The sequence below is a fragment of the Flavobacterium sp. genome (assembly GCF_027484705.1).
In the GTDB taxonomy this organism is placed as follows: Bacteria; Bacteroidota; Bacteroidia; order Flavobacteriales; family Flavobacteriaceae; genus Flavobacterium.
This window is the reverse complement of record NZ_JAIXSL010000009.1, coordinates 24,699-42,891: the sequence shown is the minus strand read 5'-3', so window position 1 is coordinate 42,891 and position 18,193 is coordinate 24,699. Positions and strand designations below refer to the sequence as shown.

Genomic DNA, 18,193 nt, shown 5'->3' with positions numbered 1-18,193 from the left:
TACTTTTATAAAACCATAAAAACACTGCCATGAAAAAATACTACTTCACCATAGCGTCAATCTTAGTTTTAGCCAGTGGGATAACTTCATGTTCTAACGAAGAAACCAAAACCCAAAACACAAACTGATACGTCTTTAAGGCCAACCAAGCCTATATTTGATAATTCGATGGTACAGATTGGCACCCAAATCTGGATGACGAAAAACTTGAATGTGAGTAAGTATCGCAATGGCGATCCGATACCGCAAATAACCGACATGACACAATGGAGATATGCCACTACCGGAGCTTGGTGTTATTACAATAATGACCCTGCCAATGGAGCCAAATATGGCAAGCTTTACAATTGGTATGCTGTAAACGATTCACGGGGTTTAACTCCCGAAGGATGGCATATCCCTAATGATGACGAATGGAATGTCTTAAATACCTTTTTGGGAGGATCATCGATTGCAGGAGGTAAGATGAAAGAGGTAGGTACCACGCATTGGCTTAGTCCAAATTCTGGAGCAACCAACATCAATGGTTTTACGGCTCTTCCAGGAGGTAGTCGAGGAATCTGGGGAGAGTTTCAATACATTCGTGAAAAAGGGTGCTGGTGGAGTACGTCAACTTTTGGAACTGTTAACACTTATCGTTGGGAATTGGTATACCAGTATCAATTTTTTAACAAATACATTGGCAATAGAAGTACTGGTTTTTCAGTACGTTGTATCAAGGATTAAATTACTTTGCGTGAGGGATTACTTCGTCAGTTCGCTAAGCTCGGGTGAGCGATTGTCTGAGCTCTTTTTCAGTGACGTGTAACGGCGCTGAAAAAAGCGAGTGCGAAAGCCCGACGGCGCGCAATGATGTTCCTTTAAAGCCAGATGTTCTTGCGCCGGCACGCCCAAAAAAATAAAAAAAACACCAACAAACAATATACCGTTCGGTATTTTTATTTACATTAGCGTCAAAATTATCTTTTAAAATGTCGAAAGCAGAACGTACGAAACAGTTTATCATCGAGAAAACCGCGCCGGTATTCAATGCAAAAGGCTATGCTGGAACGTCAATCAATGATTTGACAGAGGCGACCGGACTCACAAAAGGGAGCATTTACGGCAATTTTGAGAATAAGGATGAAGTCGCACTCTTGGCATTTGATTATAATTTTAAGCAAGTCATTTCTTATATAAAAAATAAAATGGATCAACATGATTCTTCGATTGATAAGTTGCTCGTTTACCCTGAAACGTACCGTAATTTTTTAAAAAATCCCATTTTGCATGAAGGTTGCCCGATCAACAACACCGCAGTAGAATCGGATGATACCCATCCTTTATTGAAAGCAAAAGTGGCCAAGGCTTTGGAATTCTGGCGTGAAAGACTCGAGTACAGAATCAAAATAGGCATTGAGAATAACGAAATCAGACCCGATGTTGATACCAATGAATTTATTTCAGTACTGATCTCCCTGATTCAAGGCAGTGTCATGCAAGTCAAAGTCACCGGAAAAACCGCGCCTTTGAATGCCACAATGGACTTCCTCGAACAACTAATCCTCGACCTTAGAAAATAAAAAATTTTGAATAAAAATATACCAATCGGTATTTTATATATAAACCTTAATTTTAAAATCATGAAAAAAAATTATCAATGCTCACTTTTATTTTGCGTGTTCTTAGCATGGAATGGCATGGCTCAAATGACCAAAACGATTACAGGATTCCACCATGTGGAAAGTATCGCAATTGAAGGAAAATTTTTATACGCAGCTGATATCGGTAACGCATTAAATCCAACCGCCAAAGATGGTGACGGGCAAATTATCAAGCTCGATAAAAAAGGAAACATCCTCGATGCCTCTTTTGCAAAAGAAAAACTCAATGCTCCGAAAGGTCTGTCGATCAATGACGGCATTCTTTTTCTTAATGATATTGATAGGGTTGTCGCCATCGATTTAAACTCCGGAAACAAATTATACGAAATCGATTTTAGTAAAGACACTTCATTTTTAAACGATAGCGCCGTTTGGGACGACACCACTTTATTCGTTTCGGCTACCGATAAAAGCAAATTGTTTAAAATCAACTTAACCGACAAATCATACATTGAAATTAAAACCGACACTACCATTGCAGGCATTAACGGTTTGTTTTGCTACAAAAAAGCGAGTCGATTATACGTGAATGGTTTCGGAAGTGACAACCAGCCTAATGGCGTCGTGGGCTACGTCAATCTAAAAGACAACACGTTTACAAAACTCACGAATCTCGAAGGTTATTTCGACGGCTTGTTCATTAGCAAAGACATACTGTATTTCAGCAATTGGGTGGCCTTTGAAAAGAAAGGCGTCATCATGGGCATCAACCTGATCAACAACCACTGTACGAAAATCAAATCGATTGAACCCATCGCCGGCCCCGCAGATTTCACCATCAAAAACGATCAATTGATCTTGCCGGCCATGCTCAGTGGCGAAATTCATTTCATCAAACTCGACAGTGACCTGTCCTTAAAACTATAGCCATGGAAATTAATAAAACACCGAACTCCGTTTATAAAATCCGCTTCAGCGACTGTGACCTGTTGGGCCATCTGAACAACGCGCGGTATATCGATTATTTCATGAATGCGCGCGAAGATCATTTAAAAGAACATTATAAACTAAGCTTAGTCGAGTATTATCAGAAAGGCCTCGCTTGGGTGGTTACCGGTCATGAAATTGCCTATTTGCGAGCGTCGGTTTATGATGAAATGGTGACTATCGAAACAAGCTTATTGTCAGCCGAACCTGATGAACTTTGCGTAGAACTCATCATGATGAACGAAACGAAAACACATTTAAAAGCGATTATGCGCACTCTATTCACACCAATCAATCCTAAAACAGCAAAAAGGGAACCGCATACGCCCGAATTTATGGAATGGGCGAAAAGCATCGAAAACACTGCGGTCGACAAACATAAAAGTTTGCAAGACAGAATTAAGGAATTGCGCCCGATACTAAAAGAAAGGGAATCGGCCTAGCTTTTATTGAACATTAAGAATGTGCCTTACAATACGCACAAACCTTATTCATCACGCATTCGATGTGTTTCGGATTCGTAGGTCTACAAGTTTCCCTTCCTAAAAACGAGATCGCCATACCGACTTCGCCCCAGAGTTCCTGCGGAATCGCCGCCATCAGATCCTTTTCCATTTTGGTACCGTCTTTAGCTTGTGAAATACCTAATCTCGGAACGACACGCAAAACATGCAAATCACACATAATGCCTTCCGCTTTAACTTCGGCTTCGCGCATGATCACGTTCGCCGATTTTCTGCCGACACCTTTAAGCGCTGTAAGTTCAGTCATTGTCGTTGGAATGTTTTTGTCGTCTTGGAGTTCGCGTGCGATGTTGATGATCCAATCCGTTTTGGTGTTTGAATTCCGGACTTTTCCGATAAAAGGTTCAAGATCGGCGGGTTCCGCTTTGGCCAACGCTTTTAAGTCAGGGTATTTTTCAAACAACGCAGGTGCCAGTTTATTAATGTGCGCGTCAGAATCCTGAGCAGACAAAATCACCATAATGAGCAATTGATACAAATTCTGGTAATCGAGGGGATGCTTCTTGTCTTTATACTGGGCGATGAGCGGCTTGAGCGCCTTGCCCCAATCGGTATTTTGCATAAATAAATCCATTGCGTTGTTATTTTTTTTAGGAGCCGGGAACCTGCTATCCGTTACAATCTTTTGCTTCGAACCCCGAAGCAAAAGGATTTTCACTGCTATCAGGGCTAGGGCTCAGATTTCAAAGGAACGAATTATAAAATTAGGAAAATTACGGCTCGACTTCTGTTAAATTAAAAACTATTTTTTAAAATCAACCGACAGCGAATTCACACAATACCGTTGTCCGGTTTCCGTCGGACCGTCCTCAAACACATGTCCGAGATGGCTGCCACAATTCGCACAAAGGATTTCCACCCGCAGCATGCCATGCGATGTGTCGCGGATATATTCCACTTTTCCCGGAATTGATTCGTCAAACGATGGCCAGCCGCAATGCCCGTCGAACTTCGAACTGCTTTCAAATAAAGGTTCGCCACAAGCGCCGCAGCAATACGTTCCTTTTTCAAAATGCAAATTGTATTGCCCCGAATGCGGGAATTCCGTTCCTTTCTGGCGTAAAATTTTATAGCGTTCCAAGCCAAGTTGCGCTTTCCATTCGTCTTCGGTTTTTTCTACAGGATATTTCATGAGGTAATAAAATTAATCGTTTTTTGGATGACTTTCGCATCACCCAGAATTTTGCGATGGCCGAGATTTTGGGTAATCATCAGTTCGCCATTTTTAAGATTTTGATGAATGTGATGCGCACAACTTACAGGAACTTCATCGTCGTTTTCATCGTGAATCACCAACACAGGAATATCAATGATTTTAGCCGCGTGATAAGCCGAAAAACTATCCATCGAAAGCGCGTGTTTGTTTTCAAAATGTAGCCTAAGCAAGTCATTGTATTTTGGGTCGAGTTCGAGTTTATGCACAAATTCATTGATGATATCCTGCACTATATCGCCACTTCCGATAATGGTAAGCCGGTTGATCTTGAGCCCACTTTTAATAGCATTCAACAAAGACATGCCACCCAACGAATGCCCGATAGCGGCTTCAAACGGGCCAAATCGTTTGTCTATTTCGATAATGCTGGCGATGAATTCGGGCATTAAAGTCGTATTTCCCGGAGATTTTCCATGTGCCGGAGCATCAAAACTAATCGTCGAATAGCCCAGCTTTACTAATTCTTCCGCGAACTTCACGAGTTGCGTGCCTCTTCCGGACCAGCCGTGAACCAAAAGTATTTTCCTCGGACTTTCCCCAAAATGATACAAAACAATATTCTTATTGATTTCTGGGACAAGCATTATTTCCTGCCGGCTTCTGGCATCCATGTCGAGTTCGCGTTTTGGAATCTTATATTTTATTGGGGTGGTGAACAATCGGGCCGCAAATAACACCGTCAATTTTGTAGAAATAAACGACAAAAATTTACCGGTGATGAGTATTATCTCAGGAATTTTCAATGTTTGATTCGGTTTTCCGGATTTCTTTGCCATTTCGATAAATTTTACTGCAAGGTATTGTATTCTATATTTTTTACTAAATTTAGAAGTCATAAAATAAACTTAAAATGCAGCGTCAAACCCGAATCGTAATCGAAAATGTATTGCCACAACTCGACGGTGGCGCCTTTGCCATCAAACGAATTATCAACCAAAAAGTGACTGTCACCGCGGATGTTTTTTCAGACGGTCATGACGTTATCGAATGCCAAGTCCAATACAAACATGAAAAAGACAAGAAATGGCAGCAAGTGCGTATGCGACCTACGGAGAATGATGCCTGGACCGCCGAATTTATCGTCGATAAACAAGGAACTTACACTTATTTTGTAGAAGGTTGGGTCGATTACGCCCTGAACTGGCAACACGGAACAGAAAGAAAAATTCAGGATAACCAACACGTCAAATCGGAACTGCTTGAAGGCGCCGAATACGTCAAAGCGGTTCAGAAATTAGCCGACGCCACTGAAAAAGAATACCTCAAAAAAGTCGCGTCGTATTTCACTTCAGAAAAACAATACGACCAAGCCATTGAAGCCGCTATGTCGCACGAATTGACGGCTATCTTTAAAAAATATCCCATCTTATACATCGAAAACAAATCGCACGAACTTCAGGTTTATGTCGATCGTAAAAAGGCTTTGTTCAGTACTTGGTACGAATTTTTTCCGCGTTCCGCCTCTGAAATTGAAGGCCAGCACGGAACGTTTAAAGACTGCGAAAAATTGCTGCCACGCGTAGCTGCGATGGGTTTTGATACTTTGTATTTTCCGCCGATCCACCCTATTGGTGAAGTCAACCGCAAAGGAAAAAACAACGCGACTAATGCGCAAAAAGGCGATGTCGGTTCCCCTTGGGGCATCGGTTCCAAACATGGCGGGCACAAAGCGACACATCCCGATTTGGGCACTATTGAGGATTTCAAAAGGCTCGTCAAAAAGGCAAAAGATCTAGGCATCGAAGTCGCTATGGATTATGCTTTGCAGGCAGCGCCCGATCATCCGTATGTGAAAGATTTCCCGCAATGGTTCAAGTGGCGTCCGGACGGAACCGTGCAATACGCCGAAAATCCACCCAAAAAATACCAGGACATCCAACCGATTTATTTCGAATCGACCGACTGGAAAAACCTCTGGAAAGAACTGCTCGACGTAGCCTTATTCTGGATTGAAGAATGTGGCATCCGCGTTTACAGAGTCGATAATCCGCACACCAAACCGTTTTATTTCTGGGGCTGGCTTATTGCCGAAATCAAGAAAAAACATCCTGATGTGTTGTTTTTGGCCGAAGCGTTTACACGTCCGAAAATCATGAACGAACTCGCCAAACAAGGCTTCAGCCAATCGTATACTTATTTCACCTGGCGTGATTCCAAAAAGGAATTGACCGATTACGTGACCGAACTTACCCAAACCGAACAGAAAGAATTTTACCGCCCGAACTTCTGGCCGAATACGCCTGATATCAATCCGTTTTCTTTGCAAAGCGGTAATGAATCGGTGTATCTGCAAAAGTACTTTCTTGCCGCAACGTTGAGTTCCAGCGTTGGGATTTACGGACCGGTTTTCGAGTATCGTGTTTGCGAACCGATGGCAGCAGGAAAAGAGGAATACCTCAATTCTGAAAAATACGAAGTCCAGCATTGGGATTGGAGCATTCAGAATAAGTTGATTACTTTAATTACAAGAATCAATACAATTCGTAACGAGCAAACGTCATTGCAACAAACGAATAATGTTGTTTTTTGCCAAATGAATAACGAACAAGTCATGGCGTATTACAAATTTGATGATGCGCGCGATAATGAAACATTAATGGTCGTGAGCCTCGATGCGTTTAATAATGCGCAGGCTATGGTTCGCATCCCAATTGAAGAAATAGGCAATCAGCCTTTGAAAGTCGAAGACCTGATTACCGGAAATACTTACTATTGGGACAAGGAATGGAATTTCGTCGAACTCTCGCCTGCCTTGCCGTTCCATTTATTTAAAATCATACGTTAAGATGGAAAGTAAAATCAATGAAGACGGATTTCAAAATCCTTTCGTATTCAAAACAGACTGGAAAAATGCTTTCGAGGACAGCGATTTTGTCAAAGTATTCTCTTCAGACATTTTAGAAAATTACATCATCAACAAACGTTGGTACGGCGGAAAGGCAAGTACCTTAAAATATATCGAAGTCGTCGATTTCTTCAAGATCACTTCTAAGAAAAACACTTATTTCGGCGTCTTGCTCGAAGTCAATTTCAAGGAAGCGTTTTACCAGCATTACTTCATGCCAATCGCTTTCATGGCGCAGGAAGAACTCGATACGAACACGATTATTGCGCCTGTCAAAATGAACGGACAGCATGGTTTTCTCGTCGATGCGTTGCACCAGGAAGATTTCAGAAAACTGATTTTTGATAAGATTGCCCATGCGTCGAATGAGAAAAATGAAAAGGTAAAATTCCACAAAGGCGAAAAATTTGAGGACAAAGAATACAAGTCTTCTAAATTTATGGGCGTCGAGCAGAGCAATACTTCGATTATTTACAATGAAACCCAAGTATTAAAAATATTCCGCCGGATTTACATCAGCACCAATCCCGATTACGAAATCAGCCGCTTCCTGACCGAGCGCATGGATTTTCCGAGTTCCCCGGCTTACACCGGAAGCATCAGTGTAGCGCTTTCAGAAGGTAATATCACTCTTGGTATGATGCAGGAACTTGTGCCGAACCAAGGCGATGCGTGGCAATTTATGTTAGAAGAAGTCGATCGGATTTTCGAGAACCTAAAAACCAAGAAAATCAAGATTGGCAAACTGCCCGACATCGAATTGTTCCAGCGGTTGAAAATCAACGAAGTGCCACATGAAATTATCGATTGGGCCGGATTGAGCATTTTTCTTCGCATCAAAACTTTAGCGACGCGCACGGCTGAAATGCACATTGCACTTGGCGGCGACATCCACGATACGGCTTTCACGCCAACGACATACAACGGCGATTATACGGTTTGGCTTAAAAACCGATTAACATATCAGTTCCAGAACCGACTCAACATTCTCGAAAATAACTTGCACAAACTCGACGGTTTGGCGCTTCAGTTGGCCAACGAATTCCTCGACAACAAAAAAGAAATCCGAAAACTATTCCTAGATTTTGACTGGACGAAGATGAAATCCGAGCGCATCCGTATCCACGGCGATTACCATTTGGGGCAAGTTTTGGTCAACGGCGACGATTTCTACATCCTCGATTTTGAAGGCGAACCCGAAAGTACAATCCGTGACCGAAAAGTCAAACAACCGCCGCTGAAAGATGTGGCTGGCATGTTCCGTTCGTTCCATTATTCAATCTATGCGACGATTTTCAACAACAAAGACAAATATCCGTTTGAGCAGAAAGAGTTGTTTCAGGCTGGGGAAATTTTATTCAAATATTTCGTAGGCGTGTTTCTTCAAACTTATACTGAAGTAGCTCAGGCCGGCAATCTCAACATCGGTTATCGCAAGGAAATTGACTTTCTGTTGAAATATTGCATCCTCGAAAAAGCAGTCTACGAGCTTGGTTACGAACTCAACTCACGTCCGCGTTGGGCTGTCATTCCATTAACGGGAATTTCGAGCATCATGCAATTCAACAAAACCCTCTAACATGGAACAGCTCGCGCCGAAAACCAACCCGCTTCGCAAAGTTTTAGGCGTAGTCTTCGGACTTGCGGTGGTTGTGGGAAGTACCATCGGTGTTGGCATCTTGCGCACGCCGGGAACCATTGCAACCTTAATTCCCAATACTGCTTTAATCATGACTTGTTGGGTGGCGATTGGTTTATACATCATTCTCGCGGCGAGTTCTTACGCTGAATTGACGACGATGTTTCCTAAAGCTGGCGGCGCTTACAATTACATCAAGATTGCTTTTGGAGATTATCTTGGTTTTGTCAATGGTTGGTTTGATTTCTTGACTAATGCCATCGCTCCGGCGTATTTCTGTATCGTGCTCAGCGAATATTCGATACTGATGTTTCCGGAATTGGCGACAAGCAAAACCCTAATTGCGGTTGCTTTTCTAACCTTTTTTACGGCCATCAATTTGCCCGGCATTGCCACGGGAAGTTTCATCCAAAAAGTAACCAGCGCGATCAAAGTCGTTTTGTTTTTGATTCTGATTATCGGCTGTTTTTTGTTCAAACCAACAACTCAAATTCCCGCCCAAGAAACCATAATCACCGGCGGATTGCTGCTCGGTATTTTCAAAGCCTTGCAACTCATCATGGGCACTTACGACGGCTGGATGTCAGTCTCGTTTTTCGCCGAAGAAGACAGCAATCCCAACAAAAACATTCCAAAATCTTATCTGCTTGGCGCGTCCATGATTGCGGTGTTATACATTTTGATCAATGGCGCTATTCTATATGTTTTGCCTGTTGAAACCATTGCAAAATCACCACTGGCGGCTTCCGATGCTGCAAATATTGCGTTCGGCGGCTGGAGCGGCACTTTGATGACGGCGGTTGCGATTTTCTCGCTCGTGAGTATTCTCAACGCTTATATGCTGATTCCTTCGAGAATATTGTTCGGTTTAGGCCGAGATGGTTTTTTCATGAAGCAAAGCACTGTCGTTAATAAAGGCGGCACACCTTATTATTCGTTGTTAATCTGTTACGTTTTTGCATTAGTGCTGACGGTTTACAGTTCCTTCGAGCAACTTTTCGGACTCGCGACAATCATGATGACACTCGTGACCGGATTCGCTTTTGCCTCGCTGATCCGATTGCGCAACACAAAACCTGATTTTCCGCGCCCTTACAGAACTTTCGGTTATCCTTTTACGAGTTATCTTGCCTTGATTGTCACTATGGCTTTGTTTGTGGCGTTTGCCTTGAGTGACTTGCTGAGCCTTTTCATTATCATAGGAATTATTGCCGTGTCATATCCGGCGTATAAAATGTTTGTAAAACCCAATAATAATGATACTTTTGATTAGGAGCTGGTTCCCGCTGTCCACTATATCTTTTGTTCTGAACCCCAGAACAAAAGGATGTCGTTGCCATCGGGGCTAGGGTTATCGATTAAATGGAAATCAGGTTTAAAAACATTGAGATGAAAAAATTACTACTATTGATTACAGTACTTTCGACTATAATGTCGGCGGCCCAAGCCCAAGCTCCCGGGATACAATGGACAAAAGCATTAGGCGGCACCAATGCTGAGGAAGCCTATAGTATTCTGCAAACTGCAGATGAAGGTTACATTTTGGTGGGTAATACCAAATCGTACGACGGTGATATTATCGGGAACCACGGTGGTTATAGTGATGCTTGGGTAGTCAAACTGTCGAATTCGGGTGATCTGGAATGGCAAAAAACGCTCGGGGGTTCAGCTGAAGATGGTATTTATAGTATTCAACAAACAACAGATGGCGGTTATATCGTGGCAGGTTATACCACATCAAACGATGGCGATGTTATTGGAAATCATGGGCAATTTGATGCCTGGGTAGTAAAACTTTCTTCATCAGGTGCTATTGAATGGCAAAGGGCATTCGGAGGAACGGCCGATGAATGGATTAGTAGCATCCAACAGACGACTGACGGAGGCTATGTTTTTGCAGGTTATTCGTGGTCCATCAGCGGTGACATTCCAACATATATCGGAAATACAGCAGCTTGGGTGGTCAAAATCTCTGCTGCGGGAATTATTGAATGGCAAAAAGCTTTGGGAGGCGTTGCTGGCGACAGACTCTACAATATCCGGCAAACAGCAGATGGCGGGTATGTGACAGTGGGATATACAAACTCTGTTCACGCCGACGGATCGGCTGCCTATGGAGATTTTGATTGCTGCGTAACCAAACTATCCCCAACTGGTACAATCGTGTGGAAAAAAGGATTTGGAGGAACCGCAGATGATTATGCATATGATATTCAGCAGACTTCCGATAACGGTTACATTGTAGCAGGTTCTACCGAATCCAACGATTTTCAAGTATCCGGGAATCACGGTTATGAAGATATATGGATTTTCAAAATTTCCGATACCGGTGCATTGCAATGGCAAAAGACATTTGGAGGCACAGATCATGATCGTCCTTACAGCATTCAAAAAATAACTGAAGGCAATTATATTTTTGCAGGACAAACCTGGTCCGCCGACGGAGACATATCACTCAATCATGGGGCACAGGATGGATGGATTGTGGAAATTTCAGATTCGGCCGACATCATATGGCAAAAAACAGTCGGCGGCTATAGTATGGATATCCTTCAAAGCATACAGCCTACTGCAGACGGGAGTTGTGTTGCGGTTGGTTATGCCGCCTCATTAGATGGTGATGTGGCAGGAAATCATGGGTCATTTGATTCATGGGTGGTTAAACTGGATCCGAAATTAGCAACAGAAACATTTAATAATCAAGCTTTCAGGTTATTTCCAAATCCGGCGAACCAATTTCTTAACATCCAAAACCCAAACAATGAATTCATAGAGAAAATAACGGTTTCTGATTTGACAGGTAAGATTCTAATCGAGCAATCGGGAAATCTTTCAGAAATCGATGTGCTATTTTTACCGCAAGGAATGTATTTTATCCAAATACTATCCCAAGGAAAAACCACCACGCAAAAATTCATAAAAGACTAATCATAAAACCATTTCAACAATATGAAAAACGCAGTCTACTCTTTAATCTATTTATTGTTTTTTGCCAATGTCAATGCTGTCAATATTTCATCAGCAAAAGATCTGATTCCAATAACGATAACTATGAATGACGGGCAAATCAAAAAAGGAAGCGTCAATAACAAATTCGATCCCGAGAAAAAAATAACACTCATTCTCGACGATGGAAACGAAGAAACCCTTGCCAGTGGAGATGTGAAAGCGTTTACCATAACCAATCCAGACGGCGCACTAATTACTTATGAAAACGTACCATATTACAAAAACAATCGCAAGGATATCGCTGCCAAACCCATGTTTATGATGGTAATCATGCCCGCTCCGAGCCCATTGATTATGTATTATCGCCTACCATGGAAAGTTGCATACGGCGCAGGAGCAGCAGCTTCTATGTATAACACCACCGATTTCTACGCCAAAAGGGATGGCGAACCCGCAGCCACTTTGTTGTCCTCAGTGATGCAGGGCCAAGTCAACCCCAATTCGGTGTTCATACACGCGGCGCCCCAATATTTCTCAGACTATCCTGCGCTCGCCAAAAAAATCGAAAACAAGACCTATACTTACGCAGAAATTATGAATGTTGCCATCGAGTATGTCAAATGGAAAGTCGGCGAAGAAAATTTTAAAGAAGTCAAAAAATAAAACAACCATTAAAATCCGTTTAAATCCGCGCTGGCCATTCGTGTCATCTGCGTTCAAAAAATAAAACCATGAGCAAAGTACAACCTTATTCCTTATTCACCGATTTCGACATCAGCTTATTCAAAGCCGGAAAACATTTCCGGTTATACGAAAAACTAGGCGCGCACCTCACCGAAGTGGACGGTGTCAAAGGCGTTTATTTCGCAGTCTGGGCGCCGTCGGCAAGATCGGTTTCCGTGGTCGGCGATTTCAATTACTGGATCCAGGGCGAACACCAACTTCACGTGCGCTGGGACGCTTCAGGCATTTGGGAAGGATTCATTCCGGGTGTTGAAAAAGGATCGACCTACAAATACAAAATCCAATCGAACAACGGCGGCATCATCACTGAAAAAGCCGATCCGTTTGCTTTATACTGCGAACATCCGCCACACACCGCTTCGATCATTTGGGATTTAGAATACAAATGGAAAGATGACAAATGGATGAAATCCCGAAAAGATTCCAATGGGCTCGACAAAGCTTATTCCGTTTATGAAGTGCATTTAGGTTCTTGGCGCCGCAATGCGGAAGGTAAATTCCTAACTTATGTTGAGCTAGCCGACCAACTGGTCAATTACGTCAAAGAAACCGGTTTCACGCATGTCGAATTCATGCCGATTATGGAATTCCCTTACGATCCGTCGTGGGGTTACCAGCTCGTAGGCTATTTCGCGCCAACCTCGCGTTTCGGAAAACCGCAGGATTTTATGTTGCTCGTAGACAAACTGCACCAAGCCGGAATTGGAGTCATTCTCGATTGGGTGCCGTCGCATTTCCCAGATGACGCTCACGGACTAGGTTTCTTCGATGGTTCCAATTTATACGAACATCCCGACCGAAGAAAAGGCTATCATCCCGATTGGAAAAGTCTAGTGTTCAATTACGGACGCAATGAAGTGCGCTCGTTTCTGATCAGCAATGCGATTTTCTGGTTGCAGCAATACCACGCTGACGGACTACGCGTAGATGCGGTGGCTTCGATGTTGTATCTTGATTATTCGAGAAAAGATGGCGAATGGGAACCGAACATTTTTGGCGGACGCGAAAACCTCGACACGATCAGTTTCTTAAAAGATTTCAACGAAGCTGTCTATTCCAATTTTGAAGGCGTGCAGACGATTGCAGAAGAAAGCACTTCGTTCCCTATGGTGTCGCGACCAACCTTTGCGGGTGGTTTGGGCTTCGGCATGAAATGGATGATGGGCTGGATGCACGATACTTTACAATACTTCCAGAAAGAACCAGTTTACAGAAAATACCATCAGAACGATTTGACGTTTTCGATGACTTATGCGTTTTCGGAAAACTTCATGTTGCCGTTGTCGCACGATGAAGTTGTTTATGGCAAGAAATCCATCGCGGGAAGAATGCCAGGAGATGAATGGCAGAAATTCGCGAACCTAAGATTGCTTTACGGTTATATGTTCTCGCATCCGGGAACCAAACTTTTGTTTATGGGCGCCGAGTTCGGACAAAGCGGTGAATGGAATTTCGAAAGCAGCCTCGACTGGCATTTGTTGCAGTTCGATTACCACAAAGGCATCAAAAAACTCATTACCGATTTGAACGCTTTATACAAATCAAACCCGGCCTTGCACGAAAAACAATTTTCTCCCGAAGGTTTCGAATGGATCAATTATTCCGACCATCAGAACGCCGTGATGTCGTACATCCGGAAAGGAAACAACCCGAAAGAAGATTTGATTGTAGTCTGTAATTTCACGCCAGTGGTCAGAGAAAATTACAGAATCGGTTTGCCGAAAAAAGGCAAGCTCACCCAGATTTTCAACAGCGACGAAACCCAATATGGCGGCAGCGGCGTATCGAACCCGAAAGCCATCAAAATTGAAGCAGAACCTTGGAATGGACGCGAATTTTCAGCAGCATTAGTATTGCCACCGCTGAGCGTTGTGGTGTTTAAAATAGGATAACAGATATCATAAAGGATTAGGATAAAAACTTAATCCTTTATGATTTTATCAAATTCCGAAATCGGGATAGTAATCGTAATTGTCCTGAATGTCAACAGATTCTTTTGAATGTAGTACGTGAAGTTCCGTGTCTTCAAAAGCCGGATCGTGGTGCGGTTTTTCAATCAGCAGTCGGTGAACGACTTTTAGGTTTGGATTTGCATTCATAATAATAAGGTTTAAGATTTTGGTTAATCCAAATATAGAAATCATTTTTTCTGACGTGTTATTTTATCGATACAAAACCAAGATTTCAGATAAAAGGACTGGTTTTAAGTATTCTAGCCTTTTTTCGGGCTGAATTCACCATACTTTTGAACGATTTTATTAACGATAACGTTTGCGTGAAATTCCTGTTTTTTCATTTCCACAAATGAAATCATTTTGTAAGTTTGAAACCTTTGTGGCTTGCCAAATCAGCCACGACCAACCTATATAAAAAAGTATGATTACAAATACCGAACTGGAATATAAAGGCGATTTATATCCCTCGAATATCGTCGAGTTTAAAAAAGATGCCGACAGCGTTTATTTCTCCACCGACAACAATGTCATTCTCAAAATTACCGTATTGCGCGACAGTTTGATCCGTTTTCGTTATACGACGAAAGGCTATTTCAGCAAGGATTTTTCGTATGCCATCGACAAAACCCAATCGCATGGTTATAATTTTCTCGAAGTCACCGAAGAAAAAACTTGTTATAAAATAAAAACCAGTAAAGTCATCTGCTCGATCGATAAAGTCGATTTGCGCGTTGCGATCACCGACCTCGAAGGCACTTGCATTTTAGAAGACGAACTCGGTTTCCATTGGGAAGAAAGTTATCATTTCGGTGGCAATATCGTCAAGATGAGCAAAGCTTCCAAAGAAGGCGAATGTTTTTATGGCATGGGCGACAAGGCTTCGCACGCCAATCTTAAAGGCAAACGCGTCGAGAACTGGGCCACCGACCAATACGCTTTCCACAAAGATCAGGAACCGTTATACAAAGTCGTTCCGTTTTATATCGGCTTGCAAAACAAACAGGCTTACGGTATTTTCTTCGACAATACGTTCAAAACCACTTTCGATTTCTGTCATGAAAAAAGAAACGTGACGAGTTTTTGGGCGGACGGCGGTGAAATGAACTATTATTTCGTTTATGGCCCGCAAATGAATGATGTCGTGACGACTTACACGCATTTAACTGGAAAACCCGAATTGCCGCCTTTGTGGGCGCTCGGTTACCACCAATGCAAATGGAGTTATTACCCTGAAAGCAAAGTCAAAGAAGTCACTTCAAAATTCCGCGAACTTCAGATTCCTTGCGATGCGATTTATCTTGACATCGATTATATGGAAGGTTTCCGTTGCTTCACCTGGAATAAAGAATATTTTCCCGATCCGAAAAGAATGGTCGCAGAACTTGCCGAAGACGGATTCAAAACCGTGGTCATCATCGATCCGGGCATCAAAATCGATAAAGAATATTGGGTTTATAAAGAAGCTCTAGAGAAAGATTATTTCTGCAAACGTGCCGACGGACCTTATATGAAAGGAAAAGTCTGGCCGGGTGAATGCAATTTTCCTGATTATACCAATCCTGAAGTCCGCGAATGGTGGGCCGGATTGTTTAAAGAACTGATTTCAGATTTCGGCGTCAAAGGCGTTTGGAATGATATGAACGAACCTGCCGTAATGGAAGTTCCCGGAAAAACATTCCCGATGGACGTGCGTCACGATTACGACGGAAACCCTTGCAGCCACCGAAAAGCACACAATATTTACGGAACGCAAATGGCGCGCGCGACTTACGAAGGCGTGAAGCAGTTTGCGTATCCAAAACGACCTTTTATCATCACGCGTTCGGCTTATTCCGGAGCGCAGCGTTATACTTCATCCTGGACTGGCGATAATGTCGCGTCTTGGGAACATTTATGGATTGCTAACATTCAAATGCAAAGAATGTCGATTTCAGGCATGGGATTCACCGGTTCTGATATTGGTGGATTTGCCGAACAACCATCGGGTGAATTATACGCGCGCTGGATTCAACTTGGTGTGTTTCATCCGTTTTGCAGAACGCATTCTTCGGGCGATCACGGCGATCAGGAACCTTGGTCGTTTGACGAGGAAGTCATCAACATTACGAGAAAATTTGTGCAGTTGCGTTATCAATTGTTACCGTATTTATATACAATGTTTTGGGAATACATCAACGATGGCGTACCGATGCTGAAGCCTTTGGTTTATTTCGATCAGGAAGATCCGCAGACGCATTACCGCACCGATGAATTCATTTTTGGAAACCAGATTTTGGTTTGTCCGATCTTGGAGCCGAATGCACAAGGCAGAAGAATGTATTTGCCGGTAGGAAATTGGTACAACTACTGGACCGACGAAGTGGTTTCAGGCAGAAAAGAACTTTGGGTGAAAACCGATTACGACCAGATTCCGATTTTTGTCAAAGAAGGCGCGATCATTCCAAAATATCCGGTACAGCAATATGTTGGGGAACTCGATTTTGAGGAAATCAGCCTCGATGTTTATTTCAAAATTGGCAAAGAAAAATCAGTGTTGTATGAAGATGCGCAGGACGGCTATGATTACAACAAAGGAAGATTTAGTTTGGCAACTTTTACACTTAGAGGAAAAGAAACCGATTTGATCATCCAACAGCATAAGGAAGGAAAATTTGTGACGAATTATTCCAAATTCAAAATCAACCTGCATGGTTTGCCGTTCAAAATCAAAAAGATTGAAATCGACAACGAAGCCATCAGTTTTGATAAAGTTTCGTTTGATGGAAAAGGCAGCCTGACGATTGATAAGGATTTTTCAGAACTTCACATTATCGGATAACCGACTTTGTTTTGGAAACTATTATAGTAATTTTATAAGTCATAATTTGATATTGTATTGTACTTTTGTTACCATCAAAAATTGAGGCAATGAAAAAACATGTTGTATTCCTAGGTGTTACCTGCTTATTTTTGGCGTGTGCTACCAACCCATTTACAGGAAAAAAGAGTTTGAATTTCGTTTCGAACAGCGAAATATTCCCAGCCGCATTCCAACAGTATGGTGAGTTTCTCAAGACCAATAAAGTCATCACCGGAACCACGGATGCCAAAAGGGTAGAAACGGTCGGGATTAAAATCAAAAACGCCGCCGAACGCTGGCTTAAAGCTAACGGACAAGACCATTATCTCGATGGTTACCAATGGGAATACAAATTGGTAGAAAGCCCTGATGTGAATGCCTGGTGTATGCCCGGTGGAAAAATCGTTGTCTATTCCGGAATTTTACCGATTACACAAGATGAAGCTGGTTTGGCCACGGTTATGGGGCATGAAGTATCTCACGCCTTAGCCAACCACGGAGCACAACGTATGAGTGCGGCGCAGTTACAACAACTTGGCGCTGTAGGCGTTCAGGTTGCCGCAGGAGGTAAAAGCGAACAAACACAACAGATTTTGCAACAAGCATATGGTTTAGGATCGCAAGTGGGAGTGATGCTACCTTTCAGTAGAAGCCACGAAAGCGAAGCCGATCAGATTGGTTTGACGCTCATGGCGATTGCAGGCTATAATCCGGATCAGGCCGTTAATTTCTGGCAAAGAATGTCTGCGAAATCCGGAGGCAATGCACCGCCGGAATTTATGAGTACACACCCATCGGATGCTACAAGAATTGCCAACATCAAAAATTTGGTTCCCGAGGCGAAAGCCGAAGCCGCTAAGTTTGGTGTCAAATTCAAATAAGACTATTTCACGGATATTAAAAAAGCCACTC

General features: G+C 42.7%; 16 protein-coding genes. 12 read left to right on the top strand and 4 right to left on the bottom strand.

Going from position 1 to position 18,193, the window contains the following annotated elements:
• Positions 1-168: 168 nt before the first annotated feature.
• From Q0058_RS05280 to Q0058_RS05265, 4 genes are all read left to right on the top strand, one after another.
• Positions 169-726 carry a fibrobacter succinogenes major paralogous domain-containing protein gene (locus Q0058_RS05280; RefSeq protein WP_298221700.1) on the top strand — a complete coding sequence of 186 codons (558 nt, stop codon included), beginning with the start codon at positions 169-171 and terminating at the stop codon, positions 724-726.
• 245 nt (positions 727-971) lie between these two features.
• A complete protein-coding gene (locus Q0058_RS05275; RefSeq protein WP_298221699.1) occupies positions 972-1,562 on the top strand; it encodes a TetR/AcrR family transcriptional regulator in 591 nt (196 codons plus the stop codon).
• A 60-nt stretch (positions 1,563-1,622) separates the two neighbouring features.
• Complete coding sequence (locus Q0058_RS05270; protein WP_298221698.1) at positions 1,623-2,510, top strand: hypothetical protein; 888 nt, start codon at positions 1,623-1,625, stop codon at positions 2,508-2,510.
• Positions 2,511-2,512: 2 nt separating this feature from the next.
• On the top strand, positions 2,513-3,013 hold the full coding sequence (locus Q0058_RS05265) for an acyl-CoA thioesterase (protein WP_298221697.1): 501 nt from the start codon (positions 2,513-2,515) through the stop codon (positions 3,011-3,013).
• Between the two features lie 13 nt (positions 3,014-3,026).
• Here Q0058_RS05265 and nth read toward each other — a convergent pair whose 3' ends face one another.
• The 3 genes from nth to Q0058_RS05250 form a co-directional block, all read right to left on the bottom strand.
• Positions 3,027-3,668 (bottom strand): endonuclease III, encoded by a 642-nt coding sequence (gene nth, locus Q0058_RS05260; RefSeq protein WP_298221696.1) that lies wholly within the window; start codon positions 3,666-3,668, stop codon positions 3,027-3,029.
• Positions 3,669-3,836: 168 nt separating this feature from the next.
• A complete protein-coding gene (msrB, locus tag Q0058_RS05255) occupies positions 3,837-4,226 on the bottom strand; it encodes a peptide-methionine (R)-S-oxide reductase MsrB (RefSeq protein WP_298221695.1) in 390 nt (129 codons plus the stop codon).
• Positions 4,223-5,086 (bottom strand): alpha/beta hydrolase, encoded by an 864-nt coding sequence (locus Q0058_RS05250; RefSeq protein ID WP_298221694.1) that lies wholly within the window; start codon positions 5,084-5,086, stop codon positions 4,223-4,225. Before Q0058_RS05250 ends, msrB begins: the two co-directional genes overlap by 4 nt.
• 74 nt (positions 5,087-5,160) lie before the next feature.
• Here Q0058_RS05250 and Q0058_RS05245 point away from each other — a divergent pair, with 74 nt between their 5' ends.
• From Q0058_RS05245 to glgB, 6 genes are all read left to right on the top strand, one after another.
• Positions 5,161-7,095, top strand: a complete 1,935-nt coding sequence (locus tag Q0058_RS05245) for an alpha-1,4-glucan--maltose-1-phosphate maltosyltransferase (RefSeq protein WP_298221693.1) — start codon at positions 5,161-5,163, stop codon at positions 7,093-7,095.
• Position 7,096: 1 nt separating this feature from the next.
• Positions 7,097-8,734 carry a phosphotransferase gene (locus tag Q0058_RS05240; protein WP_298221692.1) on the top strand — a complete coding sequence of 546 codons (1,638 nt, stop codon included), beginning with the start codon at positions 7,097-7,099 and terminating at the stop codon, positions 8,732-8,734.
• A gap of 1 nt (position 8,735) precedes the next feature.
• The gene (locus Q0058_RS05235) at positions 8,736-10,067 is read left to right on the top strand and encodes an APC family permease (RefSeq protein WP_298221691.1); all 1,332 of its coding nucleotides are present in this window, start codon (positions 8,736-8,738) and stop codon (positions 10,065-10,067) included.
• A 116-nt stretch (positions 10,068-10,183) separates the two neighbouring features.
• Positions 10,184-11,722, top strand: coding sequence for a T9SS type A sorting domain-containing protein (locus tag Q0058_RS05230; RefSeq protein WP_298221690.1), 1,539 nt, complete (start codon positions 10,184-10,186; stop codon positions 11,720-11,722).
• Positions 11,723-11,743: 21 nt separating this feature from the next.
• The gene (locus Q0058_RS05225) at positions 11,744-12,406 is read left to right on the top strand and encodes a hypothetical protein (RefSeq protein WP_298221689.1); all 663 of its coding nucleotides are present in this window, start codon (positions 11,744-11,746) and stop codon (positions 12,404-12,406) included.
• A gap of 68 nt (positions 12,407-12,474) precedes the next feature.
• A complete protein-coding gene (gene glgB, locus Q0058_RS05220) occupies positions 12,475-14,379 on the top strand; it encodes a 1,4-alpha-glucan branching protein GlgB (protein ID WP_298221688.1) in 1,905 nt (634 codons plus the stop codon).
• A 48-nt stretch (positions 14,380-14,427) separates the two neighbouring features.
• Here glgB and Q0058_RS05215 read toward each other — a convergent pair whose 3' ends face one another.
• Complete coding sequence (locus Q0058_RS05215) at positions 14,428-14,586, bottom strand: hypothetical protein (protein ID WP_298221687.1); 159 nt, start codon at positions 14,584-14,586, stop codon at positions 14,428-14,430.
• 277 nt (positions 14,587-14,863) lie between these two features.
• On the opposite strand from Q0058_RS05215, the gene Q0058_RS05210 reads away from it, so the two are divergent.
• Both Q0058_RS05210 and Q0058_RS05205 read left to right on the top strand, forming a co-directional pair.
• Entirely contained in the window at positions 14,864-17,260 is a 2,397-nt protein-coding gene (locus Q0058_RS05210) for a glycoside hydrolase family 31 protein (RefSeq protein ID WP_298221686.1), read from the top strand.
• An 89-nt stretch (positions 17,261-17,349) separates the two neighbouring features.
• Positions 17,350-18,162: a M48 family metallopeptidase gene (locus Q0058_RS05205; protein WP_298221685.1), complete on the top strand. Its 813-nt coding sequence runs from the start codon at positions 17,350-17,352 to the stop codon at positions 18,160-18,162.
• The last annotated feature ends 31 nt before the right edge of the window (positions 18,163-18,193 follow it).